Here is a 24,361-nt window from a genome sequence, read left to right as displayed (position 1 = left end):
CCTCCTCAGACCTTGATCGGCGCGACATCGATCCAGCGCCGCTCCTTCCAGCTCTTGAGCGCGCATTCGGCGAGCTGCACGCCCTTGACGCCTTCGAGCAGCGTGAACTTGTAGGGCGCATCTTCATAGACGTGGCGGATGAACATCTCCCACTGCTCCTTGAAGCCGTTGTCGTAGGTGACGTTGTCAGGCAGTTTCTGCCAGTCGCCGTAGAAATCGTGCAGCCGCTTCTCGTCGGGATTCCACACCGGCCGGGGCGTCGCCTGCCGCGCCTGGATCATGCAGTCGGAAAGGCCGGCGACGGCCGAGCCGAGTGTGCCGTCAACCTGGAAGGTGACGAGATCGTCGCGATAGACGCGCGTCACCCAGGACATATTGATGTGGGCGATGGCGCCGCCCTTGAGCTGGAACGTGGCATAGGCGGAGTCGTCCGCGGTCGCCTTGTACTTCTTGCCCTGCTCGTCGAAACGCTCCGGGATGTCGGTGTTGCCGATGCAGCTCACGCTCTCGACCTCGCCGAAGAGATTGTCGAGCACGTAGCGCCAGTGGCAAACCATGTCGAGGATGATGCCGCCGCCGTCCTCGTCGCGATAATTCCATGACGGCCGCTGCGCCTCCTGCCAGCCACCTTCGAACACCCAATAGCCGAACTCGCCGCGCACCGAGAGGATGCGGCCGAAGAAGCCGGAGTCGCGCAGGAAGGCAATCTTCTTCAGGCCGGGCAGGAACAGCTTGTCCTGCACCGTGCCGTGCTTGATGCCCTTGGAATTGGCGAGCTTGACGACCTCGAGCGCCGCCTCGAAGTTCGTCGCGATCGGCTTCTCGCAATAGACGTGCTTGCCGGCATTGATGGCCTGGGTCAGCAGCCCGGGGCGCGCCTGCGTGGTTGCGGCATCGAAGAACATGGTGTCGTTCTTGTCAGCGAGGGCGGCGTCGAGATCCGTGGTCCAGCGCGTGATGTTGTAGCGCTTGGCGAGCCCCTCGACCTTCTCGGCGCTGCGGCCGACCAGGATCGGGTCCGGCATCACGCGGTCGCCGTTCTTCAAGCGGACGCCGCCCTGCTCGCGAATCGCGACGATCGAGCGGATCAGATGCTGGTTGAGGCCCATGCGGCCGGTGACGCCGTTCATGATGAGGCCGAGGCGTTGGGTGGTCATGCCGATTGCTCCCAGAGTGATTGTGGCTGTTCGAGCGGGCGAAGCGCCGACCAATCCGGATGGACCGACGTCGCAAAGCCTGTCGTGTGAAGCGATCCCGTCAGGAGATCGCCGCTGTGAATGGAGAGACGAATGCCCTGCCCTGCATCCGCATAGAGATCGGGATGCGCGGCCGCGAAGGCATGGGCTTCAGCGGCGGGCGTATCACCGAAGCCATCGACGTAATGGTGGCCGTTACGTTCGGCATGGGTGATGCCGATGAAGGCACCGAGCGCAAGGTCCTGCTGCACGGCGAGGCCCGCCTGGCAGGTCAGGTCCTCGCCGGTCACGAAGAATCTTTCGCCGGCCACGCTCCATTTCGCCGCGCGCGTCGCGTTGACGATGGACTTGTAAAGCCCTTTGCAGGATTTCGAGGAGATGCCGTGATACCCAAGCGCCCGTGCCGCAGGAAACGCGTCGTAGGAATCGTCGGCTTCGTCGATGATGAAGCCGCGCGTCGCGAGCGAGCCGAGCGGCGACTGCCTCGTGACATCGCGCGGCATCGGCTGCTCGATATAGAGCAGCCTGGATGAAATCGATCGCAGCGCGGGATCATGGTCGAGCCGGCCGATGAGTTCATGCAAGGCTGCTAAATCGGCATATTGCTCGTTGGCATCGAGCGTGACCTTGTAGTCACGGTCCAGCGCATCGAGCTCCTTGCCAATGCGCGCCAGCCGCGCTGCATCGGCGACGGGGTCCCCCGACAGCTTCAGCTTGAAGTATCTTGCACCGGAGTTCTCGTGGGGATCCGCAACTCCGCCCTGGCCTTCAACGGTGTCGTCGAGACCGACGGTATGCCTGATGGCAACGCGCGCCAGCGGCTTCCGGCCGGATAGAAACGCCTTGAGATCCGTGTCCTTCAGGTCGGGCGAAAGCCGCGCATCGATGCCGGCGATGTTGCCGGCCATGCCGTCGAAAAAATTGGTCTCGGCGGCACGGAGCAGCGCGTCGAGGATCGCTTTGTCGATTTCCGCAGGGCCGTAGGCCGCGGCAAGCGCCGGAATGTTCTTTTTCGCACAGGTTGCGACCTGGGCACCGACGCACGATGCATGCAGATCGAATGCCGTCAGAAATCCGGTTCGCGCGAGATAAAGCCCCCGCGCGATCTCCAGCGAGCGGCGCAAATCATCGACGGTCTGCGCCGGCGACAGCTCCGGCCGCTTGTCGAACCATTTCGGCACCAGCAGCTCGGCGCTCGCCCCGAATGCACTTCCCCTGCCCTCGACCTCGATCTCGACCCGCACGTAGAGCTGCGGTGTCGCATTGATGGTGATCGCGCCGAAGCGGAACGGCCGCGCGAAATGCACGGGACGTTCGAAGAACGCGATATCTCGCAGCTTCAGGCGCGGGGACATGGTGCGTCCACATGTGAATTTGATGGAGACCGATTTGGCCACGCCGGCGGTGCACCTCTCCCGCTTGCGGGAGAGGTCGGCGCTACGCGCCGGGTGAGGGTTTTCTCCTCTGGGGGAGTGTCCCGTTGTTGAGATACCCTCTCCCCAGCCCTCCCCCGCAGGCGGGGGAGGGAGCGCAGCGCCGTCGGGGTCGCAGCCGAAACCAATCGCATTGCTTTAGTCCAACGCCCCTTGCGAGAAGAAGTGCTTGCGGATCCGCTGCACCAGCTCCGTGAAAACCGGGTCCGCCATCACGTCCAGCGAACGGGGCCGCGGCAGCGGCACGTCGTAGATCGCGGCGACCGCGCCGGGCCGCTCGGTCATGACCAGCACGCGATCGGCGAGGAACACGGCCTCGGGGATCGAATGCGTGATCAGCAGGACCGTCTTCCTGGTCTCGCGCTGGATCCGCATCAGCTCGACATTCATGCGCTCGCGCGTCAACGCGTCGAGCGCGCCGAACGGCTCGTCCATCAGCATGATCCGGGGATCATGCACCAGGGCGCGGCAAATCGAGGCGCGCTGCTGCATACCGCCGGAGAGCTGCCACGGCAGCTTCTTCTCGAAACCTTCGAGCCCAACCAGCTTCAACAGTGCCTTGGCGCGGTCGAGATATGTCTGCCGCGGCAGCCGCTTCATGTCGATCGGCAGCATCACGTTGGACAGGATGTTGCGCCATGGCAGCAGCAGCGCGTTCTGGAACACGATGCCGACATTGCCATGCGGCGCCGTCACCTTCTCGCCCTCGACCAGGGTCTCGCCCGTGGTCGGCGGCAGCAGTCCCGAGATCAGCTTGAGCAGCGTGGACTTGCCGCAGCCGGACGGGCCGACCACGACGAAGAACTCACCGTCATTGATGTGGAAGTCGAGCGGCCGCAACGATGGCACATCGCCGTCGCGCGTCCGATAGGTCTTCGACACGCCGGACAGTTTGATGCCCGACGCATCGCCGGCAGCCCGGTCGCTCACCAGTCTCAGATGCGCGGCCGGCTGCAGGGTTTCACTCATGTTCGTCGCAGGTTTCACGAGCCGCTCTTCGGCAGATAGTCGTTGGTGTAGAACGCCTTCGGGTTCTCCTTGGCCTTGGCATCGAGCCCGCCATATTCGACCATCAGATTGACCGAGTCCGTCATGTTCTGGTCGGTGACCTGGAACGGCCGCTTGCTCTTGGTCTCGGGCGTCCGGTAGAGCGGAATGGTCAGCTCAAATCCTTGCGTCAGCGTGTCGATCTTGCCGCCCTTGGGGTTGGCATCGAGGATCGACTGCGCCGCGGCCTTCGGCTCCTTCTCAGCGGCCTCGACCGCCTTGGTCGTGGCCGACATGAAGCGGCGGACGAGATCGGCATTGGCCTTCACATAATCAGTGTTGGCGATGATGCCGGAGGAGACCATGTTGATGCCGTAGTCGGCGAACTTGATCGGGTAGACGTCCTTGCCGGTGGCGTCCTTGATCTTCATCGACTGGTCCATGACGTAGCCGAGCAAGAGATCGGCCTGGCCGTTGATGACCGCGTTGAGCTTGGTCTGGCCATCGCCCGCCACCGTCTGGAAGTCGCTTTCCTTGAGGCCGGTCTTCTTCAGGAACAGCGGCCAGATCTGGGTCATGGAATCGGCCGGCGTGATCGCGACCGTCTTGCCCTTGATATCCTCGGGCTTCCTGATGTTCTTGTCGACGAAACCCATGGCAGACATCGGGCTGGTCTGGAGCAGAACGCCAGTCGCAACCACTGGCGCACCCTTGATCGCGGCGCGCATCATGGTGGGCACGTCGACATAGCCGAAATCGGCGGTCTTGGCGGCCACCGCCTGCGTGGTCGCGGCCGAGCCGCGGCCTTCCTGGATCTCGAGGTCGATGCCTTCGGCTGCGTAAATGCCCTTGGCCTTGCCGTAATAGAACGGCGCGTGCTCGCCATAGACGTACCAGTTGAGCATCAGCACGACCTTGTCGGCTGCTTGCGCCGGCATGGCCGCGAACACCATCAGCGCCGCCGAGACAGCTCCTATCCACCGCTTCATCGTCACTCTCCCTTGTCGTTGTTTGCGTCGGCCGTTGGCGGCCGTTCGTTGCTTTGGTTGTTGTTAAGAGGCGAAAATCACGTCCTCGCGCTGGCTGACATGCCAGGGAATGACCAGCTTCTCGATCCGGTCCACGATCCAGAACAGGATGACGCCGAGCAACGCGAGGATCACGAGCGCCGCGAACATCGTCGGCAGGTCGAAGGTGCCGATCGAGCGCTGCATCACATAGCCGATGCCGGAATTGGAGCCGACGAACTCGCCGACGACGGCACCGACCACGGCGAGCGTCACCGATACTTTGAGGCCGGAGAAGATCGCGGGCAGCGCATGCGGCAGGTTCACCGCGCAAAACACCTGGAAGCGGCTGCCTTGCATGGCGCGTGCGAGATCGACCATATCCGGATCGACGGATTTGAAGCCTTGCACGGCGGAGACCACCACCGGGAAAAACCCAAGCAGGAACGCCGAGATCACTTTTGGAATGATGCCGAAGCCGAACCACACCACGAACAGCGGCGCGATCGCGATCTTCGGCACGGATTGCGAGAACACCAGCAGCGGATAGACGTAGCTCTCCACCGTCTTGGATCCCGCGATCAGCATCGCAATAGGGATACCGAACAGCGCCGAGAGCGCGAAGCCGCAGACGGTGGCATAGGTCGTCGGCCAGGACTGGCGCAGCAGTTCCGGCCAGTCGGTGCGCAGCACCGCAATGACATCGCCCGGTGACGGGATCTGATAGGCGGGAATCTTGAACAGCCGGATCGCGAGATCCCAGGCCACGACGATGAACACCAGGAACAAAAACGGCCGGATCCAGGCCGCATTCAGCATCTTGGACACCGCACTCTGCGGCTTCAGTTCAGCCACGTCTCACTCCCGGTCGTCTTGCTTGTTGGGCGAGAAATTAACCCGTTGGGTAAATACTGTCCAGCGGTTTTCCTGCGACGTTTTGGGCGGGGGGTTCCGGGGCTTTTGGGCGGGGGATCGCGGCGGAACGTGCCGTCCCTCCAAACATTCGGTGTCGTCCTGGCGAAGGCTAGGACCCATAACCACAGGGTGAAGTTTGGCGAAGGCTGGTCGTTCGGGATTGGCACCACGCGCGATCGATGGATCACGCGGTATGGGTCCTGGCCTTCGCCAGGACGACATTGGGGGAGCAGTCCGACTCCACAATTTCCATTATCGCAAGCAGCGATACGATGAAGTCGTTCTAAACCGTCTGCGCCACCGCGGCGCGCGACTTTGGCGTCTTCGTCACAGCTAACAGCGCAGCCGACTGCCCCGTCAGCGCTGCCAGCACGAGGCCGACCATGTGGTCCAGCCGCTCGTCCTTGGCGTCCTTGGCCAGCAAATCGCGACCGAAGATCACGCTCAAGGTGGCCGAATTCGACAGATAGAAGAAGCACAGCCCCGCGATCGAGATGTAGAGCTGGACAGGATCGACCGCGACCTTGAAGTCGCCGCCGGACACACCGCGCCGCACCACGGTGCCGATCATCTCGACGAAGGGCGAGTGCATCGACTTGACCTTGGTCGAGCGCTTCAAATGTTTTGCGCGCGCGAGATTCTCGGTCTGGAGCAGCGACAGGAATTCGGGATTGCGCAGGAAGTAATTCCAGGTGAACTCGATCAGGCGCCTGATCGCCTCGGGCGGGTCGAGATGTTCGAGATCGAGCCCGCGCTCCTCGCTGCGGATCTTGTCATAGGCGCCTTCGAGCACCGCGAGATAGAGCTCATCCTTGTTGCCGACGTGATAATACAGCATCCGCTTGTTGGCGCCGGCGTTGGCCGCGATGCGGTCGACGCGCGCACCGGCAAGCCCGTGCGCCGAGAATTCCTGCTTGGCGGCTTCGAGAATGCGCAGCCGCATCCCCTCGGGATCGCGCTGCCATTTCAGAGTTCGCTTTGCCGCTGCTTTCGCCAAACCGGGTGCTCGCTGGGTGCTATCAGGATGCCGTGTAACACGGGCTCGCCGTCATTGCGAGGAGCCCTTGCGACGAAGCAATCCAGACTGTCTCCGTGGAGGGATTCTGGATTGCTTGGCTGCGCTCGCAATGACGGAGGGAGAGACTTAACCTAATCCACCGGCTTCGGCGAGCGCTCCAGCAGGACCGTCTGGATGCCGCAGGTGCCGGTCCTGACCGTCATCACCCGCGTGCCCGGCTTGCGGCCGTTGCGCACGTCGCTGACGTCGAGTCCGCTAGCGATCAGGCGGGCGCGCGTGGCGTCGATGTCGGTCACCCGCCAGCTCAGGCCCCAGAGGCGGTCATGCAGGGAATCGCCGCCCGCAACGGGGCGGCGCACCAGTTCGACGACGAGATCGCCGCAGCGGAAGAACATCAGCTGGCCCCAATCCTGGTGCGAGCGGTCGAGCGCCAGATCGAGCCCGAGCCGCGCGCCATAGAGCGCGGCGGCGCGATCGGAATCCTCGGTGGTGATCACGACGTGGTCGAGCGCATCGATCGGCCCGATATCAGTCGTCTTCGAAAGCGGGCGCTCATCAGCCAGTTCGAGGAAGAACATGCGCACGCCGCGCGTGAGCTCCGTGGCGGCGCGCGTTCGCTTCCAGTGCAGGACCCCGCCGCTCTCCGCGTCGCTGCTTTCGACCTCGGCAACCGGATCCGGCATGAGTGCCACCCGCTCCAGCCGCCGGTGCGTTTTGCTCATGTCCGCGACACGAAAGCACAGGCTGGCGAGCACGCCTTCCTGGTCGCCCACCAGCGCGCGCATGCGATCGGCGGCCACGCTGAAGCCGTTCGGCGCCATCAATTCGATCGTCATGTTCGCAAGAGTGAACAGCACACGGTCGGCGCCCTCGCCCGAATTCTCCCAGGCCGGCGCGCGCCCGAGCAGCGTCTGATAGGCCGCCTTGGCGGCACCGATATCCCTGACCAGTGCGACGACGTGATCGAGGCCGGTGATCATGTTTCCCCCTGTTGACCGGCCCGGAACCATGGACCGAGAGACGGCGTTTGTCCGGGCTTGGCATTACCCGGTGATGGTCGTATTCCGGCCGCATGCCGACCTCAAGCACTCCGAGCGGCGGTTTTGCGAATAATTTCAGCGGTCCCGCGGCGGAACCGGTGTTACAGTAAGCACGCCGGCCGGGACCACAAAGCGCATCACGGACAAGCAATGCAGGCTCTCTTCATCGGACAGACGTATATCGACGTCGTCTTCATCACCGACCACATGCCGACCGGCGACGAGAAGCACGTTGCCTCCGACTACGCGGTTTCCTTTGGCGGCAATGCGGTGACCGCGGCGTTCTGCTGCGCCAAGCTCGGCATCGTGCCCGATCTCATCGCCACCGCGGCCAATGACTGGCTCGGCCGCATGTTCATGGACATGTGCGCGAAATACGCGATCTCGCTGCATGGACGGAAGGTCAACCAGTCCTCGCTGTCCTTCATCATGCCGAAGGATGGCAAGCGCGCCATCGTCCGCTGCCGCGACGACGACCACATCCATCCGTTCCCGATGCTCAATCTCGGCGGCTGCCGCGCGCTGCATGTCGACGGCCATCAACCCGATGCCGCGATCCACTACGCGAAAGTCTGCCGCGAGGCCGGCATCTTGACCTCGCTCGACGGTGGCGGCCTTCGCACCAACACGCATGAGCTATTGGAATTCATCGACGTCGCCATCGTTGCCGAGCGCCTGTGCGAGCAAATGGATCTGACGCCGGAGAAGATGCTGGATTACCTCAAGAGCCGCGGCTGCAAGATCGGCGGCATCACCATGGGCGAGAAGGGCCTGCTCTGGTACGACGAAACCGGAACGGTGCAGGTAATGCCGGCGATGCCGATTCCGCGCGAGCGCGTGATCGACACCAACGGCGCCGGCGACGTCTTTCACGGCGCCTACGTCTATTCCTATCTTGCCCATCCGGGCAAAAGCTGGCGCGAGCATTTTGATTTTGCCCGGGCCGCTTCGACCTTCAAGATCCAGCGTCTTGGCAACGAAGCCGGCCTGCCGACGCTTGTCGACATCGCCAAGGTCCGGCACGAGTTCGAGGTCAGGGTCTAGCGTTCGCCGAGGTCTCTCATCCGAGGTTTCTCATGGGGCGGGTCTTCGTCGCCGGCAGCATCAACATGGATGTCGTGGCGACAGCCGATCGCCATCCGAAGGTCGGCGAGACCGTCGCCGGCAAGCAGGTGCTGTATTTTCCGGGCGGCAAGGGCGCCAACCAGGCGGTGGCGGCGTCGCGACTTGGCGCGCGGACCACGCTGATCGGCCGGCTGGGTAAGGATTTGTTCGGCGCTGAGCTGAGGACCTTCCTCGGCGCACAAGGCATCGATCTCGGCGCGATCCGCGAAACGGCCGAGGCGCACACCGGCACGGCCATCATCACGGTGGCGGAGGCCGACAACACCATCGTCGTCGTTCCCGGCAGCAATGCGCTCGTCGGCATCGACGACGTCGCGGCCGTCCCGCTGGCAAAGGGCGATGTCGCGGTCAGCCAATCCGAGATCCCGCTGCCGACGATCGCCGCGTTCTTCCGGCGGGCTCGCGACACCGGCGCTACGACCCTGCTCAATCCAGCTCCGGCACAAGCGATGTCGAGCGAATTGCTCGCGCTGGTCGACATTCTCGTACTGAACGAGACCGAGCTCGGCCTCCTCGCCGGCGTGGAGTTGTCCGACGGTGACGAGGCAGCGCGCATCCTCGAGGTCGCGCGAAAACTTCAGGCGCGCGGGGACCAGACCATCTGTGTGACCCTGGGCAAGCGCGGCGTGCTGGCGCTCGCCGGACGCGAGGAGATTTCGGTGCAAGGCCGTGTGGTGAAGGCGATCGACACCACAGGCGCGGGCGATTGTTTTGTGGGAGCGCTCGCGGCGCAACTTGCCGACGGCGTCGACTTGCGCGCCGCCCTCGCCTTCGCCAATGCCGCCGCCTCGATCTCCGTGCAGCGCATGGGCGCCGGGCCGTCGATGCCGACGGCCGGGGAAGTCGCCGCCGTCCTCAACGCCGACTGATCACGCCAACGCGCCCTTCAGGTCGAAACTTTCATCGGCGGCCTGCTCCGGCGTGATCGAGCGATCCAGGCCGAACAGGCGGCGGCCGAACATGTGGTCGCCGGCACGGTTGATCGATTCGATGCCGAGCAGACTGTCGCCCTTGTAGCAGAACGCCGAGAATGCCTTCTTGGCGGGATCGCCGCGCAGCACGACGCAGTCGTAGCCGGTGGTGAGGCCCGCGATCTGGAGCTTGTCCTCGCCCTGGTCGCTCCAGAACCAGGGATGGCTGTCATAGGCCTTGCGGTCGCCAGTCAGCCGCGCCGCGAGGCAGCGCGCGTGATCGGTGGCATTCTGCACCGATTCCACCCGCAGCGAACCGCCGAAGCGCGGGCTGTTGAACAGCGCGCAATCGCCGATCGCGGAGATATCAGGATCGGCCGTCGCGAGATATTCGTCGACGATGATACCGGCCGCGACCGGCAGCCCCGCCTCCGCCGCGAGCTCGATATTCGGCAGCACGCCGACGCCGACCACGACGAGGTCGGCCGGCAGGTGCCTTCCGTCGCTCAAGGAGACGCCGGTGACCTTGCCGCCGTCAGCCTCGATGGACGTTGCCTGCACGCCGAGGTGAATGCGGATGCCGGCCTCGCGATGCCGCGCCTGAAAATACTCCGAGACCTCCGCCGTCACCGCGCGCGCCATCACGCGCGGGGCGAGTTCGAGCACATCGACCTCGAGGCCCTTGATGCGCGCGGTGGACGCGAATTCGAGGCCGATGAAGCCGGCCCCGATCACCACCACCCGCGTCTTCGACGGGATGATCTTTCGTAGCGCCTCGCTCTCGTCGAGGATGCGCAAATATTTCACGTCGGGAAGGTTCGCATTGGGCAGATCGAGCAGCCGGTTCCGCGCGCCGGTCGCCAGCACGAGGTGGCCGTAGGCCAGCGTCCTGCCCGAGGCGAGCAGCACCTTGCGCCCCGCGCGGTCGATCGACACCGCGCGGCCCGCCACGAGCTCGATGGTCTGGTCCTGGTAGAATTTCTCCGGCCGGAACATCAGGCTCTCCGGCCCGGCCGCGCCCTTGATATAGGCCTTGGACAGCGGCGGCCGCTGATAGGGCAGATGCGCCTCGTCATTGACCAGGCAGATGGGAGCTGAAAAGCCCGCCTGACGCAGCGATGCCGCGACCTGGTAGCCGCCATGGCCGGCACCGATAATGACCACCGGACCATCCGTCATCGGACAGCCCATTTCCGCAAGACACGAGCGTCACCCATGTCGTCTCCTCTCTCTGATTTTGGCTTGCTTGCCCAGGAGGAGCCGGCGCTCGTGTCCGTCCCTAAACGAAGGCAGGTCCATTTGAGCCTATCGTTCCGGCTTGCGCAAGGGCGGCTGGCGGGGATTGTCACCCCTCGCCTTCTGCGATTTAGTTCGTGCTTCGACCTCATGCCGGGGATTTCCGATGACCGCTCCCGTCTCACGACCCGACGATCCCGCCTTGCTGCGCATCGACGGCCCGATCGCGACCATCACGCTCAACCGACCCGCCGCGTTCAATTCGATCAACCTGGCGATTGCACAAAAGCTCGAACAGCTCGCGGCTTACATTGAGAGCGCCGACGATATCAGGGTCGTGGTCCTCGAAGGCGAAGGCCGAGCCTTCTCGGCGGGCGGTGATCTGCAGACGATCGGTGCCGCGGCCGAGGCCAATACCGTGACGCCTGTCGTCGGTGAGCTGTTGAAGCATTATCATGCCTTCATCGAGATCGTCAGGCGCATGCCAAAAATCTCGCTGTCGAGCGTGCACGGCTCGGCGGCCGGCGCCGGCATGGGCCTCGCCTTCGTCACCGACCTCTGCATCGCTGCGGAGGATGCCAAATTCACGCCAGCCTATGCCAAGATCGGCGTCTCGCCGGATGGCGGCTCCACGGTCGGCATCGTCAACACGGTCGGCCCGCGCCGCGCGCTCCAGATTTTCCTCGCCGAGGACAATTTCACCGCGCAGCAAGCCCATGAATGGGGCCTGGTTGCGAGGGTCGTTCCCTCCGCCGAGTTGAAGGCGGCAACGCGAACCCTCGCCGAGCGGCTGGCGCAGAACCCGCCCGCCGCGATTGCAGGCACCAAATCGCTGATCTACCAGGCCGCCACCACGCCGGTGAAGCAGCAGCTCGACGCCGAGGAGCACAAGATCATCATGGCGATGAACACGGAGGAGTTCCGAACCGCCGTGAAGAAATTCACCAGCAAGGGCAAGTAGCGTTCAGTCCAGCAGGTTTACTTGGGACAGATATAGCCTGTGCCCGCTGGCGACTTGAAGCAGCCGACGGACTCGGGGAGCACCTGCCGCGGCAGCCACAGCACCACGCTCGGGAAATAGATCGCGAACGCGATCGTCCCGAGGAAGACCAGATAGATCGGCAACGCGGCACGTAGCGCTTTTGCGAAACTGACGCCGACGAATTTCGAGGCCATCAGCAGCACTAGCCCATAAGGCGGCGTGATCAGGCCAAAGGCCAGCGTGGCGATCAGCACCACGCCCATATGCACGGCGTTGATGTCGCCGGCTTCCGTCAGCGTGTTAACCAGCGGCATGAAGATGATGATGGTCGGCACCGGCTCGATGAAATCACCGACGACCGTGAACAACAGCACCATCAGCAGCATGATGAGATGCGGATCGTTGCCGGCGAGCGACGTGATGACTTCGGCGATGTAGCTTGCACCGCGCAGATAGGCGAGCATCCAGCCGAACGCATTGGCGGCGCCGATCGTGATCAGCGGCAGCGAGAAGATCAGGCCCGCAAGGCAGAAATCGTACGGAATCTTCCTGATATGCCCGCGGTTGAGCGCGGGGATCACGACCACGACAATCCAGACCACGGCAACGACGCCGGCTTCCGTCGGCGTGAACCAGCCGGTCAGAATGCCGCCGAGCAGAATCACGGGGATCATCAGCGGTAGCGCCGCATCGCCGGCCGCGAACACCACCTGCCGCAGCGGCGCGCGCGGCTTGCGCAGGCCGGACGGGCCGAAGAAATAGCAATAGATCATCAACCCGAAGCCGATCATCAGGCCCGGCACGACGCCTGCCATGAACAGGCCGGCGATCGAGACGTTGCCGACCGCGCCATAGACCACCGCGGTGATGCTCGGCGGCACCAGCGCCGCAATCGTCGAGGCGGATGCGATGATCGCGGCGATGAAGGCGGGCTCGTAGCCCTCGCGCTTCATCGGGCCGCCCAGCGCGCGGCTCATCACGGCGACGTCGGCGGTGGTCGAGCCCGACATTTCCGAGAAGAACATGCTGAAGACCACCACGACCTGCGACAGGCCGCCTCTGATGTGACCAACGAGGGACACCGAGAGGTTGGCTATTCGGACCACCACATTGGCCGAGCTCATGAGCTCGCCGACCAGCAGGAAAAAGGGGATCGCCAGCAGCGCCTCGGAATCGACGCCGTCGAAGACTTTCTGGATGATCGCGGCGAGCGAGACGTCCGACAGCAGCGCGCCGATGAAGACGCCGGCCATCAGCGAGAACGGCACGGGCACGCCGAGATAGCCGAAGGACAGGAAGCAGACCGTCATCAACGCCAGAACAATGGGTGCGCTCACGGCTGCGCCCTCATCTGTGCGTCGGTGATGACAGGCGCCCCGCCGTCCTCTTCGGGCGGCTCGGGATGGTCAAAGCCGTTGCGCAGGCCGTTGACGAGCTGCTCGATGGTGAACAGGCCGACCAGCACGCCGGAGAGCGGAATAATCGCGTAGAGCGAGGCGATCGGCGTGCCCGACGGCAGGCGAAAACTGCCGAAGCCGCGAAGATAGTTCTGATAGCCGTACAAGATCAGGCAGAAGGCGACGCCGAGCACCACAATGCGGATGATGATTTCGACGATCAGACGCGGCGTGCCGTGCATCGCCTCGGAGATTGCGGTGAGATAGAGGTGGTCGTTGCGCCGGGTCGCAGCCGCGGTGCCGACGAAGATCGCGTAGATGAACAGCGTCGAGGTCACTTCCTGGAGCCACAGCCAGGGATGGCCGATGGTGCGGGTGACGATGTCGGCGGTCACCGACAGCGAGAACCCGAAGCAGAGCACGCCGCAGAGGATCATCAGCGCAAGCTCGAGCCAGTCCAGCCCGCGCCATTTGAGGTGGCGTTGGCGTTGCACCAGCAGTTTTTCGGCGATGGCCATTAATATCGTCCCGGCGAAGGCCGGGACCCATAGCCCCAGCTGCGTGTGGCCAAAGCAAGCTGGCGGCTATCCTGCCCCAAGCTCCGCCGCGGCGTATGGGTCCCGGCCTTCGCCGGGACGACTCGTGGAGGCACGGACATTTCCGCAAGCGGCCTAGTTGATCGAGCGGATCAAATCCTTGATCTTCTCGGCGTGCGGGCCGAGCTCCTTGGCGAGCTTGTCGAGATAGGGGTCGGCGATCGCCGTGAAGGTCTTCTTGTCGACGTTGTCGACGATCTTCACGCCCATCTTCTTCAGCTTCTCTGCCGCGGTGCGTTCGAGATCGAAGGCCTTCTGCGGCTCCTTGGAGCTGACCTCGTTCCCCGCCGCCTGCACCCAGCCTTTCTGCTCGGCCGACAGGCTCTGCCAGAGCTTGTCGGAGATGAACACCAGCGCGTTGTTGGCCTCGTGCTCGGTGATGTTCAGGACCGGCGCGACCTCGTAATGCTTGTTGACGAGGTAGACGTTGATGCTGTTCTCGGCGACGTCGACCACGCCGGTTTGCAAGCTCGTGTAGACGCTGCCGAACGGCATGTGCACGGTCTGGGCGCCGTAGGCCGGGAACATGGTGTCCTCGGTCGCAGTCGCCTGCACCCGGATCTTCAGGCCCTTGATGTCGCCGACATTGTGGATTTCCTTCTTGGAGTACATGTGGCGCACGCCCTGTGAGCCGGTCGCGATCACATGCAGGCCCTGCGTGGTCTCGTCGATCATGGTCTTGAGCGCCGCGAACACTTTTGGATCGGCCAGACCTTTGACCACATGGTTCTCGTCGCGGAACAGGAAGTGCAACGACATCACGCCCGCTTGCGGCGAGATCGTCGCGGTGTTGGCCGAGGAGATGATCGCAAATTCGACGTCGCCCGCCTTCACGAGCTGGAGCACCTGCGGCTCCTGCCCGAGCTGCGCGCCCGGATATTGATCGATGATCATTGTGCCTTTGCTCAATTCCTTGAGCTTTTCGGCAAAGAGGTCGCCCGCGATGGAATAGCCGGTGTTGCGCGGCTGATCGTAGGCAAAGCGATAATGCTTCACCTCCTGTGCCGACGCGCTCGTTACGAAGAGAACAGCGGCCGTTGCCGCCAGCCCAAGCATGGATCGTGCAATCATCGTTTCCCCCTGTTTTCGCTCGCCGCTTTAGCGGTCTGAGCGTTCGTTCGGGTGGTTGGTCACCCTCTACTTAGTTTTCTGCTCAGTCTTCTTCCCAGTCCTCTGCATGAAATCGAAATCGCAGCCCTCGTCGGCCTGCATGATGGTCTCGTTGAACAGCCAGGCATAGCCGCGCCGCGCTTCGTCCGGCGCAGCCGCGGGCTTCAATGCCGTATGCCGCCGTTCCAGCTCGGCCGCATCGACCAGAAGCTCGATGCTGCGCTTGGCGACGTCGAGGCGGATCATGTCGCCGTTCTGCACCAGCGCCAGCGGCCCGCCCACAGCTGATTCCGGCGTGATGTGCAGCACGATGGTGCCGAACGCGGTGCCGCTCATTCGCGCATCGGAAATGCGCACCATGTCCTTGGTGCCGCCACGCGCGAGCTTCTTCGGGATCGGCAGATAGCCCGCCTCGGGCATGCCGGGCGCGCCCTTCGGCCCGGCATTGCGCAGCACCAGCACGTCATCGGCGGTGACGTCGAGATCGGGATCGTCAACCCGCAAGGTCATGTCTTCGACGGATTCGAACACCACGGCACGGCCCGTGTGCTGCAACAGTTTTGGGCTCGCGGCGGATTGCTTGATCACCGCGCCGCGCGGGGCGAGGTTACCGTGCAGGACGGCGAGGCCGCCTTCCTTCTTGATCGGATTGTCGCGCGGGCGGATCGCGTCCTGGCCGGGCACGTCTTCCGCGTTTGCCGCGATATCGCGCAGGCTCTCGCCCGTGATCGTCTTCGCATCGAGATCAACGAGGTCGCCAAGCTGCGCCAGCAATTTCGGCACGCCGCCGGCGTGATGGAAATGCTCCATGTAATGCTCGCCCGACGGCTTGAGATCGATCAGCACGGGCACCTCGCGGCCGATCTGGTCGAACATCTCGAGGTCGAGTCGGTGTGGCGAACGATGCGCCATCGCGGTCAAATGAATCAGGCCGTTGGTCGAGCCGCCGATCGCCTGGAGCACGACCTGGGCATTCCTAAAAGATGCAGGCGTCAGCACCTCGCTCGGCTTCGGACCTTTGGTCTTGGCCATCTCGGCGGCCACCCTCCCGCTCGCTTCGGCGAGCCGAAAGCGCTCCGCATGCGGGGCGGGAATCGTTGCGCTCATCGGCAGCGACAGGCCCATGGCCTCGATCATGCAGGCCATGGTGGACGCCGTGCCCATCACCATGCAGGTGCCGACCGACGGCGCGAGACGGCCGTTGACGGCTTCGATCTCGACGTCATCCATTTCGCCGGCGCGATACTTGCCCCAGAGACGGCGGCAATCGGTGCAGGCGCCCAGCACCTCGCCCTTGTGATGACCAACCACCATGGGGCCAACGGGAATGACCACCGTCGGCAGATCGGCGCTGATTGCGGCCATCACCTGCGCCGGCAGTGTCTTGTCGCAGCCGCCGATGACGATCACCGAATCCATCGGCTGGGCCCGGATCATCTCCTCGGTATCCATCGCCATCAGATTGCGCAGATACATCGAGGTCGGATGCGCAAAGCTTTCCGCGATCGAGATGGTCGGGAACACGAACGGCATCGCGCCCGACAGCATCACGCCGCGCTTCGCGGCCTCGATGATCTGCGGGACGTTGCCGTGGCAGGGATTGTAGTCGCTATAGGTGTTGGTGATGCCGACGATCGGGCGCTCGAGCGCGTCGTCGGAATAGCCCATGGCCTTGATGAACGCCTTGCGCAGGAACAGCGAGAAGCCGGCATCGCCATAGCTCGTCAGCCCTTTGCGCAACCCACTCGTCATCATACTACTCCCATCACCGGGTCATTGTCGTACAGCCTGCCCCTTGATTGTCAATAAGACAGACGTCAATCCTGGCATTTTCCGGATTGTCATACTGGTAAACGACCGGATTATTGACAATCCTAGCCTTCCCTGCTCCACAGGACGGACCGGCCAGGCGCCGGGAGGCCGAGGGCATGTCCGACACTCACACCGCAGACGCCATGACGGTCCGGCGCGACGATCCGGACGACATCGTCGCGCGGCTCGAGGAGGACATCATCTTCGGCCGACTCGCGCCAGGCGCGCGCCTCACGGAAGACGCGCTGATGTCGGCTTACGGCACCTCGCGCCACTTCGTGCGCCAGGCGCTGGTGGATGCGGAGCGCCGCGGCATCGTCCGCCGCGAGAAGAATGTCGGCGCCACCGTGCGATTCTACTCGGCCGAAGAGGTCCGGCAGATCTACGAGGTCCGGGAGATGCTGACGCGGCAGGCGGCGCTGATGATCCCCCTGCCCGCTCCGCAAAATCTGACCGACGAGCTCTCCGCATTGCAACGGCAATATTGCGCGAGAGCGGATTTGCAGGACCTGCGCGGCATCCACGAGACCAACGACGCCTTCCACCTCGCGCTGTTCTCGGCCTGCGGCAATCCCTATCTGGTGCGCTCGCTGCAGGACTACATGAACCTGACGCTGCCGATGCGCGCCAAGAATCTCGCCGACAGCGACGGGCTGGCACAATCACGGCGCCAGCACGAGCTCATGATCGAGCTATTAAAGGGCCGTGACAGCTGGGCGCTGGCCCAGCTCTGCGTGGATCATATGCAGTTCAGCAAGAAGGATTACCTGGCGCGGATTGCGGGTGGCGAGGTCGAACGTCGGGACGCGCCGAACAAGTGAAAGACGTCCACTTACAGCGCTGAGATTCGTTCGGACAAAGCCGCGGTTTCGGCTTCCGCCTCGCGTTCCGAACCCGATCTTGCACCTTTGGCCGAGACGGTTTCAACTGTATGTTGGCAACAAACAGCTGGCGCACTGGTTGAGTTGCTCATGCCCATGATCGACGGTACGGCGGCGCAGAGCTGCGAGAACATCGATGGTTGACCTGCCTAGCGCGCAGCAGCCGGAGAGAGGCCCGCCGGTCCAGGCGCTCTTGCACAGCTGCGATTGGACCAAGTCACCGCTCGGCCCACCGCAGGGGTGGTCACCGACGCTTCGGTCAGTCGTGAGTCTGGCGATGGACTCGAAGTTTCCGATGTTCGTGGCTTGGGGCCCGGAACTCGGTTTCATTTACAACGACGCCTACGCTGAGATCCTCGCCGACAAGCATCCGGCTGCTTTCGGCGCTCGCTTCCATGACATTTGGGCCGAGATCTGGGACGATATCTGGCCTCTGATCCAAAAAGCCATGGCTGGCGAGGCAACTTGGCAGGAGAACCTGCCGCTCATCATGAACCGGCGCGGCTACGACGAGCAGACCTGGTTTACCTTCTCCTATTCGGCGGTTCGCGAGCCCACGGGCGAAGTGATGGGCATGTTCTGCGCCGTCGCGGAGACCACCGGCCAGGTGCTTGCAGAAGCGGCGCTGCGCGAAAGCGAAGCCAGGGCCGCGGCGATCACGAACTCCATCGACCAGATGATCTGGTCAACGCGACCTGATGGGTTCCACGACTTTTACAATCAGCGTTGGTACGAGTTCACCGGCGTACCGCAAGGTTCCACAGACGGCGAAGCTTGGAACGGAATGTTCCACCCGGAAGATCGAGAGGCCGCATGGTCCGCTTGGCGTCACTCCCTGGAGACCGGCGAACCGTATCAGATCGAGTATCGTCTCCGTCATCGATCCGGGCAGTACCGATGGGTGCTTGGACGTGCGCAGCCAGTGCGCGACGCAGATGGCGTGATCTTGCGTTGGTACGGGACCTGTACAGACATTGAGGACATGGTCGCCGCTCGGGAGATCCTAGCCCGATCGCGCGAACAGCTCGAACGCCTGGTTCAGGAGCGCACGGAGGAGCGCAATCAGCTCTGGAGTGGGACCAACCTCTTGGTCGCGGTGGTCGCTTTCGACTCGACCATCCGAGAGGTCAATCCGGCCTGGCCAGCGCTGCTCGGCTGGTCGCAAGCTGAGATCGTGGGACGACCCTATACGCAGTTCATCCACCCCGACGACATCGAAGGATCGCGCCTCTGGGCCGACGAACTCGCGGCTAACGATGAGTCCGGCGAATTCGAGAACCGCTACCTATGCAAAGACGGAGCCTATCGTTGGATCGCCTGGTCGGTCACCGCTAGCAAGGGCGCATTTCACTGTATCGGTCGTGACATCCATCGTCAGAAAGAGCAGGCCGAAGCTCTGAGAGCCGCCGAAGAGGCCCTCCGCCAAGCGCAAAAAATGGAAGCCGTCGGGCATCTCACGGGCGGCATCGCGCACGACTTCAACAACATGTTGTCGATCGTGATGGGCTCACTCGATCTTCTGAAGCGCCGAACGGTCGAGATCGACCCCCGCGCCAAGCGCTATCTCGAAGCTGCCATGGATGGAGCGCGCCGCGCTGCCTTGCTTACGCAGCGCCTCCTTGCGTTCTCCCGGCAACAGCCGTTGAACCCCCAGCCGATCGATATCAACAAGCTCGTCTCGGGGATGTCGGGGTTCATACGCGGCTCACTCGGCAGTGATGTCAGGTTGGAGACTGTGCTGGATTCAAATGTCTGGCGCATCTCAGCCGACGCAAACCAACTTGAAAATGTCCTCCTGAACCTTGCAGTGAATGCCCGCGACGCAATGCCGGAAGGCGGCCGGCTCACCATCGAAACTCACAACGCTGATTTGGACGACCGCTATCTGGCAAGCGAACCAGGCGTGTTGGCAGGGCAATATGTGTTGATCGCGGTGACGGACACCGGCTCCGGCATGCCTGCGGACGTAATGGCCAAAGCCTTCGACCCCTTCTTCACCACCAAGGCTGTCGGCAAAGGCACTGGCCTAGGTCTCAGCCAGGTATACGGCTTCGTCAAACAGTCGGGCGGCCACGTCAAGATCTACTCGGAGCCCGGCGAAGGGACAACATTCAAGGTCTACCTGCCGAGGCTCGTGGATGCGACCGAGCCCGTTTTCACGGAAAAAGCAGCCGCGTTCCTGCCTACCGACGACAATCACGAGCTTATCCTTGTGGTCGAGGACGAGCCCGCAGTGCGCCAGTATAGTGTCGACGCGTTGACGGAATTGGGCTACCGCGTGATGGAGGCTGAAAGCGCGGAAGCGGCGCTGCAGCTTTTGGACGACACCCCGGAAGTCAGCCTGCTATTCACAGACATCGTCATGCCGGACACCAATGGCGCGAAGCTCTCTGAAGAGGCCCTTCGACGCCGAGCGGATCTGAAGGTTCTTTTCACGACCGGCTATACGCCCAACGCGATGCTCCAAAATCGTGTGGTAAGACCCGGCCTGGCTGTGCTCAGCAAGCCTTTCACCGTCGAGGAACTTGCAGTGAAGGTGCGAGAGGTGCTGGACGGCTAGCCAGCGAGAGCGCACCGGTTCTGCGCAACGGGCTACGTTGCGCCCCGCCGTCATACCCAGATGTCGCTCCCACGGGCCCACTCTCGCGCCGATTCCCGTCAGGCCGCGGCAGGCCAGAACGCGCGTTCAATACCGCCTCAGCAGGCCGCGCTCCACGCTGGTATCGCCATAACCAGCGCAGGCACCTTTCGGATCTCTGACCAGGTCCGTCCGGATACGCCTGAACGTTTTGGCGGCCGCGTCGGACACCTCGATCCGGAATTTACCGGGATCGGAGGCTTCGCCATCACGGGCCTTGATAGCCGCCGCATAGGCATCAATCATCGCCATCGCGGCATCCGTGCTGCCGAGAAGTCGGGCGCCGAGCTGAACACTGCCGGCACCATTGATCTCGTAGCCGACGCATCGTTGTTCGAGCACCGCGGATGCGGTGACGAGTTGGTCGAGGAACGTCGCCTCGGCGTCGCTGAGCGTCGCGGCTCGCGCCGGGTCGGACATGATCAGCGCGAGCAGTACGACGGCTGGCAATTTGATTTTCATTGTCCTGACTCGCACACTGCCGCAATCGAACCGTGATCGCGGCACCGGTTCCCGAAATGCGATCGTGCAGATCGAGAACCAAATGCCGAAGGCATGGTTGACCTGGATCAATGGGCAGGACGCCAAGCCAAAGCTCGGCCCTCGCATGCGCTCGTTCTCGATGACCGAGGCACCGCGTCGAGATTGGCATCAAAACCTTTTGTCAACCCATCGAAATAGCGCGCCGTCGGAAATAGATAGGACCGGCGCCCAGCCGCGAATCGTACATCCTTCCCCGTATTCCCTCCCGAATGAAATGCCATGACCGAACAAACCCTGACCGAGCCGATCGTCGAGTCGCAGGAGCGATCCCGCGGCTTTACGCGCTACCAGGCGATCCTCGTTGCGCTGCTGGCGTTGGTCCAGTTCACGATCATCATCGATTTCATGATCATGTCGCCGCTCGGCGCCATCATGATGCCGGCGCTTGATATTTCGGCCGCCCAGTTCGGCGTGGCGGTCTCGGCCTATGCGTTCAGCGCGGGAATTTCCGGCATCCTGGCGGCCGGCTTTGCCGACCGGTTCGACCGCAAGCGGCTGCTGTTGTTCTTCTACGCCGGCTTCACCCTTGGCACGGCGCTGTGCGCGATCGCGCCCAACTATCATCTGTTGCTGCTGGGGCGGATCGTGACCGGCCTGTTCGGCGGCGTGATCGGCTCGGTCGTGCTCGCCATCGTCACCGATCTGTTTACGCTGCAATTGCGCGGCCGCGTCATGGGTTTCGTGCAAACCGCCTTCGCCGCGAGCCAGGTGCTGGGCATCCCGGCCGGTCTTTTCCTCGCCAACCAGTGGAACTGGCATGTCGCGTTCGGCGCACTGGTCGGCCTGTCGGTGATCGGGATGGCCGCCGTGATGTTCCTGATGAAGCCGGTGAACGCTCATCTCGGGCTGAAGCAGGATCGAAATCCGTTCCGGCATCTGATCGCAACGGTTTCGCAGCCGCGTTATTGGATGGCGTTCTCGGTGACGACCCTGCTGGCGACCGGCGGCTACATGCTGATGCCGTTCGGCAGCGCCTACACCGTGCACAATCTCGGCATCGACATCGTGCATCTGCCGACGATCTATCTCGTCTCCGGCCTGTTCAGTATTGTCATCGGTCCGCTGGTGGGACGCGCGAGCGATGCGTTCGGCAAATATCCCACCTTCGTCTTCGGCAGCGCCATGTCCATCGTCATGGTGCTGATCTACACCCATCTCGGCGAGGTGAGCCTGACGGTCGCGATCCTGGTCAACGTCCTGATGTTCGTCGGCATCTTCTCCCGCATGATTCCGTCACAGGCGCTGATTTCCGCGATCCCCGAGCCGGCACAACGCGGCTCCTTCAGCGCTGTCGGCGCGTCCCTGCAGCAGCTCTCGGGCGGGCTCGGCTCCGTGCTCGCCGCCGCGCTCATTGCGCAAGAGGCCGACGGTACGCTCCGGCATTTCGACCGGCTGGGATACGTCGTCGTGACGACGGCGGTGATCTCGCTGATCCTGATGTATTTCGTGCAGAGGCCTATCGCGGCGCAGGCCGGCAAACGCGTGGTCTAGGGCGTCGATCCCGACGCCCCGGTTTTGCGAATGCGCCTTACCGCTTGGTCCAATCGATGATGCGGCTTGTGTCGCCGTCGAACTCGTTGCTGCAGAACGCGCCGCCCTGATAGTGATCGCCGATCGGATCAGGCTTCAACTTGGCCTGCTCCGCCATCGCGTGCGCCACGTGGTCCTCGGAGCGCCCGGTGGGGCGGTAGCCGAACTCGTAGGCGCGGTGATTGTCCCACCAGGCGCGCTCGTTCAGCGACACGCCGTAGAAGATCTCGAAATGAATGTCGGGATGCTCGAGCCCGATCTGGCAGAGTTGCACCAGATCTTCCGGCTTCAGCCAGATCGAGATGCGGCGAAGGTCCAGCGGCACGTCGCCGAAATTGCCAATGCGAAGGCAAGTCACCTTCAGGCCATGCTTGTCGGCATAGAGCGCGCCGACCGCTTCGCCGAACACCTTGCTGACGCCATAGCGGCCGTCGGGGCGCGGGGTCACGTCGGTGCCGATCTTGTGGTGCCGCGGATAGAATCCGACGGCATGGTTCGAGGAGGCGAACACCACGCGCTTGACGCCCTTGCGATACGCGGCCTCGAACAGATTGTAGCCGCCGATGATGTTGGCCTGGAGAATGTCGTTCCAGGGACCTTCGACCGAATAGCCGCCGAAATGGATGATGCCGTCGACGCCCTCGCAGATCGCCTCGCACTGCGCCAGGTCAGAGAGGTCCGCCGCCTTGAATTGCTCGTTCGGGCCGAGATCGGCCGGCGGGCGGATGTCGCTGAGCAGCAGGTCTGGATAGATCGGCGGCAGCAGTTGTCGCAGACGCGTTCCGATCCCGCCCGAAGCTCCCGTCATCAAGATACGCGGCATGTCTTTCCTCGCCTTTGGCAACCAATTTGCGGTCACATGTCTCTAATGATAGCAGGATTGTCCAGAGGGAACGAAACGAGAGAACCGACATGAATGAGGCATCGTCCCATCCGCAGGAGCGGCCAGGCTGGCGGCCGGCGAGCTACTATCCCGATCCGGCGATAAAGGCACTCGATCCCCGCTTCGAAAAATACTGGCTGAAACTCTCGGCGGTGGAGCGGCTGACGACAGGCCTTCGCTGGGCCGAGGGGCCGGTGTGGTTCGGCGACGGGCGCTATCTCCTGTGCAGCGACATCCCGAACCAACGCATCGTCAAATGGGAGGAGGAGACCGGGGCGGTCAGCGTGTTCCGCAAGCCTTCGAATTTCGCCAATGGTAATACGCGCGACCGGCAGGGCCGGCTCGTCACCTGCGAACATGGCGGCCGTCGCGTCACCCGCACCGAATATGACGGCAGCATTACCGTGCTGATGGACTCGTTCGGCGGCAAGAAGCTCAACTCGCCGAACGACGTCGTGGTGAAGTCCGACGGCGCAGTCTGGTTCACCGATCCCACCTTCGGTCTGCTCGGCAATTACGAGGGCTACAAGGCCGAGCCCGAGATCGAGCCGAACGTCTATCGGCTCGATCCCGCGACCGGCAAGGCAACCGTCGTTGCCGAAGGCGTGCTCGGGCCCAACGGCCTCTGCTTCTCGCCGGACGAGAAAATCCTCTACGTCGTGGAATCACGCGGCGTGCCGAACCGCAAGATCCTCGCCTATGACGTCTCGGCGGATGGCACCACGATCTCGAACAAGCGCGTCCACATCGACGCAGGTCCGGGCACGCCGGACGGCATGCGCTGTGACATCGACGGCAATCTCTGGTGCGGATGGGGTATGGGCGATCCCGAGCTCGACGGCGTCGTGGTGTTCGCGCCCGACGGCGTCATGATCGGCCGCATCGCGCTGCCCGAGCGCTGCGCCAATCTCTGCTTCGGCGGCGTCAAGCGCAACCGCCTGTTCATGGCCGCGAGCCAGTCGATCTACGCGCTGTATGTGAACACGCAAGGTGCGGTCGGGGGATAGTCTTCCCAACTCTCTCCTCGTCATTGCGAGGAGCTCTTGCGAGGAAGCAATCCAGACTGCACCTTGGGAAAGACTCTGGATTGCTTCGCTTCGCTCGCAATGACGGAACGAAAA

General features: G+C 63.3%; 21 protein-coding genes. 7 read left to right on the top strand and 14 right to left on the bottom strand.

Annotated elements, in window-relative coordinates; genetic code table 11:
- Positions 1-5 precede the first annotated feature (5 nt).
- The 7 genes from BRA1417_RS0116595 to BRA1417_RS0116560 form a co-directional block, all read right to left on the bottom strand.
- Positions 6-1,157: a Gfo/Idh/MocA family protein gene (locus tag BRA1417_RS0116595; RefSeq protein WP_018457058.1), complete on the bottom strand. Its 1,152-nt coding sequence runs from the start codon at positions 1,155-1,157 to the stop codon at positions 6-8.
- Positions 1,154-2,551: a hypothetical protein gene (locus tag BRA1417_RS0116590; protein WP_027516716.1), complete on the bottom strand. Its 1,398-nt coding sequence runs from the start codon at positions 2,549-2,551 to the stop codon at positions 1,154-1,156. The genes BRA1417_RS0116595 and BRA1417_RS0116590 overlap by 4 nt, the downstream gene beginning before the upstream one ends.
- Positions 2,552-2,767: 216 nt before the next feature.
- Positions 2,768-3,598 carry an ABC transporter ATP-binding protein gene (locus tag BRA1417_RS0116585; RefSeq protein ID WP_371260021.1) on the bottom strand — a complete coding sequence of 277 codons (831 nt, stop codon included), beginning with the start codon at positions 3,596-3,598 and terminating at the stop codon, positions 2,768-2,770.
- A 14-nt stretch (positions 3,599-3,612) separates the two neighbouring features.
- Positions 3,613-4,605 (bottom strand): ABC transporter substrate-binding protein, encoded by a 993-nt coding sequence (locus tag BRA1417_RS0116580; RefSeq protein WP_026233291.1) that lies wholly within the window; start codon positions 4,603-4,605, stop codon positions 3,613-3,615.
- Between the two features lie 63 nt (positions 4,606-4,668).
- The gene (locus tag BRA1417_RS0116575) at positions 4,669-5,478 is read right to left on the bottom strand and encodes an ABC transporter permease (protein WP_007593901.1); all 810 of its coding nucleotides are present in this window, start codon (positions 5,476-5,478) and stop codon (positions 4,669-4,671) included.
- Between the two features lie 343 nt (positions 5,479-5,821).
- Positions 5,822-6,481 (bottom strand): TetR/AcrR family transcriptional regulator, encoded by a 660-nt coding sequence (locus BRA1417_RS0116565; protein ID WP_027516714.1) that lies wholly within the window; start codon positions 6,479-6,481, stop codon positions 5,822-5,824.
- A gap of 206 nt (positions 6,482-6,687) precedes the next feature.
- Entirely contained in the window at positions 6,688-7,536 is an 849-nt protein-coding gene (locus BRA1417_RS0116560; RefSeq protein WP_027516713.1) for a VOC family protein, read from the bottom strand.
- Between the two features lie 210 nt (positions 7,537-7,746).
- Between BRA1417_RS0116560 and BRA1417_RS0116555 the strand changes: the two genes are divergently transcribed.
- Positions 7,747-8,640, top strand: coding sequence for a sugar kinase (locus BRA1417_RS0116555; protein WP_007593904.1), 894 nt, complete (start codon positions 7,747-7,749; stop codon positions 8,638-8,640).
- Between the two features lie 32 nt (positions 8,641-8,672).
- Positions 8,673-9,590 (top strand): ribokinase, encoded by a 918-nt coding sequence (gene rbsK / locus BRA1417_RS0116550; protein ID WP_027516712.1) that lies wholly within the window; start codon positions 8,673-8,675, stop codon positions 9,588-9,590.
- Here rbsK and BRA1417_RS0116545 read toward each other — a convergent pair whose 3' ends face one another.
- Entirely contained in the window at positions 9,591-10,811 is a 1,221-nt protein-coding gene (locus BRA1417_RS0116545) for an NAD(P)/FAD-dependent oxidoreductase (protein ID WP_027516711.1), read from the bottom strand.
- A gap of 223 nt (positions 10,812-11,034) precedes the next feature.
- On the opposite strand from BRA1417_RS0116545, the gene BRA1417_RS0116540 reads away from it, so the two are divergent.
- Complete coding sequence (locus tag BRA1417_RS0116540) at positions 11,035-11,829, top strand: enoyl-CoA hydratase/isomerase family protein (protein ID WP_027516710.1); 795 nt, start codon at positions 11,035-11,037, stop codon at positions 11,827-11,829.
- Between the two features lie 17 nt (positions 11,830-11,846).
- Here the strand turns inward: BRA1417_RS0116540 and BRA1417_RS0116535 are convergent, their stop codons facing one another.
- The 4 genes from BRA1417_RS0116535 to BRA1417_RS0116520 all read right to left on the bottom strand — a co-directional run bounded on the left by BRA1417_RS0116535 (position 11,847) and on the right by BRA1417_RS0116520 (position 16,705).
- A complete protein-coding gene (locus BRA1417_RS0116535; protein ID WP_027516709.1) occupies positions 11,847-13,187 on the bottom strand; it encodes a TRAP transporter large permease in 1,341 nt (446 codons plus the stop codon).
- A complete protein-coding gene (locus BRA1417_RS0116530) occupies positions 13,184-13,765 on the bottom strand; it encodes a TRAP transporter small permease (protein ID WP_027516708.1) in 582 nt (193 codons plus the stop codon). Before BRA1417_RS0116530 ends, BRA1417_RS0116535 begins: the two co-directional genes overlap by 4 nt.
- 153 nt (positions 13,766-13,918) lie before the next feature.
- Positions 13,919-14,914, bottom strand: a complete 996-nt coding sequence (locus BRA1417_RS0116525) for a TRAP transporter substrate-binding protein (protein ID WP_027516707.1) — start codon at positions 14,912-14,914, stop codon at positions 13,919-13,921.
- A gap of 66 nt (positions 14,915-14,980) precedes the next feature.
- The gene (locus BRA1417_RS0116520; protein WP_035969410.1) at positions 14,981-16,705 is read right to left on the bottom strand and encodes an IlvD/Edd family dehydratase; all 1,725 of its coding nucleotides are present in this window, start codon (positions 16,703-16,705) and stop codon (positions 14,981-14,983) included.
- Between the two features lie 176 nt (positions 16,706-16,881).
- On the opposite strand from BRA1417_RS0116520, the gene BRA1417_RS0116515 reads away from it, so the two are divergent.
- Both BRA1417_RS0116515 and BRA1417_RS0116510 read left to right on the top strand, forming a co-directional pair.
- Positions 16,882-17,586 carry a GntR family transcriptional regulator gene (locus BRA1417_RS0116515; protein WP_027516705.1) on the top strand — a complete coding sequence of 235 codons (705 nt, stop codon included), beginning with the start codon at positions 16,882-16,884 and terminating at the stop codon, positions 17,584-17,586.
- Between the two features lie 337 nt (positions 17,587-17,923).
- The gene (locus BRA1417_RS0116510; protein ID WP_245286241.1) at positions 17,924-20,206 is read left to right on the top strand and encodes a hybrid sensor histidine kinase/response regulator; all 2,283 of its coding nucleotides are present in this window, start codon (positions 17,924-17,926) and stop codon (positions 20,204-20,206) included.
- Positions 20,207-20,332: 126 nt separating this feature from the next.
- Here BRA1417_RS0116510 and BRA1417_RS0116505 read toward each other — a convergent pair whose 3' ends face one another.
- Positions 20,333-20,746 (bottom strand): hypothetical protein, encoded by a 414-nt coding sequence (locus BRA1417_RS0116505; protein WP_027516703.1) that lies wholly within the window; start codon positions 20,744-20,746, stop codon positions 20,333-20,335.
- Positions 20,747-21,046: 300 nt separating this feature from the next.
- Here BRA1417_RS0116505 and BRA1417_RS0116500 point away from each other — a divergent pair, with 300 nt between their 5' ends.
- Entirely contained in the window at positions 21,047-22,318 is a 1,272-nt protein-coding gene (locus BRA1417_RS0116500) for an MFS transporter (RefSeq protein ID WP_027516702.1), read from the top strand.
- A gap of 37 nt (positions 22,319-22,355) precedes the next feature.
- Here the strand turns inward: BRA1417_RS0116500 and BRA1417_RS0116495 are convergent, their stop codons facing one another.
- The gene (locus tag BRA1417_RS0116495; RefSeq protein ID WP_027516701.1) at positions 22,356-23,180 is read right to left on the bottom strand and encodes an NAD(P)-dependent oxidoreductase; all 825 of its coding nucleotides are present in this window, start codon (positions 23,178-23,180) and stop codon (positions 22,356-22,358) included.
- A gap of 89 nt (positions 23,181-23,269) precedes the next feature.
- Between BRA1417_RS0116495 and BRA1417_RS0116490 the strand changes: the two genes are divergently transcribed.
- Positions 23,270-24,247: an SMP-30/gluconolactonase/LRE family protein gene (locus BRA1417_RS0116490; RefSeq protein WP_027516700.1), complete on the top strand. Its 978-nt coding sequence runs from the start codon at positions 23,270-23,272 to the stop codon at positions 24,245-24,247.
- The last annotated feature ends 114 nt before the right edge of the window (positions 24,248-24,361 follow it).

It is taken from the genome of Bradyrhizobium sp. WSM1417 (assembly GCF_000515415.1).
In the GTDB taxonomy this organism is placed as follows: Bacteria; Pseudomonadota; Alphaproteobacteria; order Rhizobiales; family Xanthobacteraceae; genus Bradyrhizobium.
The sequence above is the reverse complement of the archived record's forward strand: the minus strand, read 5'-3'. Positions and strand labels throughout refer to the sequence as shown.